Origin of the sequence: Streptomyces sp. W16 (assembly GCF_033194735.1) — a bacterium.
Classification (GTDB): domain Bacteria; phylum Actinomycetota; class Actinomycetes; order Streptomycetales; family Streptomycetaceae; genus Streptomyces.
This window is the reverse complement of record NZ_JAWOAI010000940.1, coordinates 1-2,141: the sequence shown is the minus strand read 5'-3', so window position 1 is coordinate 2,141 and position 2,141 is coordinate 1. Positions and strand designations below refer to the sequence as shown.

General features: G+C 70.6%; 2 protein-coding genes and 1 pseudogene. All 3 read right to left on the bottom strand.

What is annotated here, in order from left to right:
• Positions 1-135: 135 nt before the first annotated feature.
• The gene (locus tag R6V09_RS51685) at positions 136-306 is read right to left on the bottom strand and encodes a Trm112 family protein (protein WP_019072213.1); all 171 of its coding nucleotides are present in this window, start codon (positions 304-306) and stop codon (positions 136-138) included.
• Positions 307-502: 196 nt separating this feature from the next.
• The gene (locus tag R6V09_RS51680) at positions 503-1,873 is read right to left on the bottom strand and encodes a phosphomannomutase/phosphoglucomutase (RefSeq protein WP_317888334.1); all 1,371 of its coding nucleotides are present in this window, start codon (positions 1,871-1,873) and stop codon (positions 503-505) included.
• Between the two features lie 179 nt (positions 1,874-2,052).
• Positions 2,053-2,141: pseudogene (locus tag R6V09_RS51675) on the bottom strand (DUF3499 domain-containing protein); the annotation flags it as partial.

The window sequence follows — 2,141 nt, the reverse complement described above, 5'->3', positions numbered from 1 at the left end:
GCTGTACGCACCCTCGCACCGGCTTCGGCGGCACCGCGGAGCAGGGCTCGGCGGTCGGCCTCGGCCAGTGCGTCCGGGGAGTCGAGCAGCGATTCGTCGAGCATGGGCGGCGGCCTCCGATCGCGTCGTCGTCGCTTACGCGGGGTGGCGGGCCTCGTCGACGAGGAGCACGGGGATGCCGTCCCGTACGGGGTAGGCCAGGCCGCAGTCCTCACCGGTGCAGATCAGCTCGGTGTCCTGCTCCTTGAGGGGGGCGTGGCAGGCCGGGCAGGCCAGGATCTCCAGGAGGCCGGCTTCGAGCGGCATGGGGTGTCCCTCCAAGGGGGTGTCTGCGACGCTTGGGCGGATGCGCCTGGTCAGGGTACCGCCGGTTGATGAGGCTTGCCGGGGTTGGGGCCGACGTCCCTGGGGGCCGCGCCCCCAGACCCCCCTTCGGCCTGAACGGCCTCGTCCTCAAACGCCGGACGGGCTGAAACATCCCGACCGGCATCGAGAAGAACCCTCAGCCCCTGATGATCCCCAGCACCTCGTCCCGCACCTTCCCCATCGTCGCCTCGTCCCGCGCCTCCGTGTTGAGCCGCAGCAGCGGTTCCGTGTTGGAGGGGCGGACGTTGAACCACCAGTCGGCGGAGGTGACGGTGAGGCCGTCGAGTTCGTCGAGCGTCAGGTCGTCCTGGCCTTCGTAGGCGGCGCGGATCGCCGCGAGGCGGGCGCTCTGGTCGTCGACCGTGGAGTTGATCTCGCCGGAGCCCACGTAACGGTCGTACTGGGCCACGAGGCCGGAGAGGGGGCCGTCCTGGCCGCCGAGCGCGGCGAGGACGTGGAGGGCGGCCAGCATGCCCGTGTCGGCGTTCCAGAAGTCCTTGAAGTAGTAGTGCGCGGAGTGCTCGCCGCCGAAGATCGCGCCGGCCTTCGCCATCTCGGCCTTGATGAAGGAGTGGCCCACGCGCGTGCGTACCGGTGTGCCGCCGTTCTCCCTGACGACCTCGGGGACCGACCAGGAGGTGATCAGGTTGTGGATGATCACGCCCGTGCCGCCGTTCCTCGCCAGCTCGCGGGCGGCCACCAGGGCGGTGATCGCGGACGGCGGGACCGGGTCGCCGTGCTCGTCGACCACGAAGCAGCGGTCGGCGTCGCCGTCGAAGGCGATGCCGAGGTCGGCGCCCTCCTCGCGGACGCGCGCCTGGAGGTCGACGATGTTGGCCGGGTCGAGCGGGTTGGCCTCGTGGTTCGGGAAGGTGCCGTCCAGCTCGAAGTACATCGGGACCAGCGTGAGCGGCAGGCCGGCGAACACGGTCGGGACCGTGTGGCCGCCCATGCCGTTGCCCGCGTCGACGACGACCTTCAGGGGGCGGATGGAGGTCAGGTCGACGAGGCCGCGGAGGTGCGCCGCGTAATCCTCCAACGTGTCCCGCTTTGTGATCGTTCCCGTCGGTCCGGAGACCTCCGGCGCGCCCGAGTCCAGCCAGGACTCCACGAGTTGGCGGATCTCGGCGAGGCCGGTGTCCTGGCCGACGGGGGCCGCGCCCGCCCGGCACATCTTGATGCCGTTGTACTTCGCCGGGTTGTGCGAGGCCGTGAACATGGCGCCGGGGAGGTCGAACGCGCCCGAGGCGTAGTACAGCTGGTCCGTGGAGCACAGGCCGATCTCGGTCACGTCGACGCCGCGTGCCGCCGCCCCGCGCGCGAAGGCGGCGGAGAGTCCGGGGGACGAGGGCCGCATGTCGTGCCCGGTCACGATCGCGTCGGCGCCGGTCACCTGGACGAAGGCCGCCCCGAACAACTCGGCCAAGGACTCGTCCCACTGGTCCGGGACGACGCCCCGTACGTCGTACGCCTTCACGAGCTGCGACAAATCAGCAGACACGGCCATCCCTCCGGAAAGTCCTATCGGTCGCCCCAAACTACCCGCCCGCACCGACAGCGCGACGTGCGGTAACTGAGCCGTCCACAGACTCTTACCTGAGCTCAGGGCAGCGCTCCGCGCAGCAAGGTTCTCTCGTGGGTGGTGGTCACGATGGGATCGTTGAACGAACTCCCGGACAGGCGCCGTCAGTTGTCCGGTGAGCGCAGCACCCGCAGATGACCCCGGCGGGCGACTTCCATCGGGTCCGCCGTACGGGCCCCGCCTCCGCCGCCGG

Excerpts from the sequence above, each read along its gene's own strand:
- R6V09_RS51685 (WP_019072213.1), bottom strand. The coding sequence starts at position 306 with ATGCCGCTCGAAGCCGGCCTCCTGGAGATCCTGGCCTGCCCGGCCTGC.
- R6V09_RS51680 (WP_317888334.1), bottom strand. The coding sequence starts at position 1,873 with ATGGCCGTGTCTGCTGATTTGTCGCAGCTCGTGAAGGCGTACGACGTA.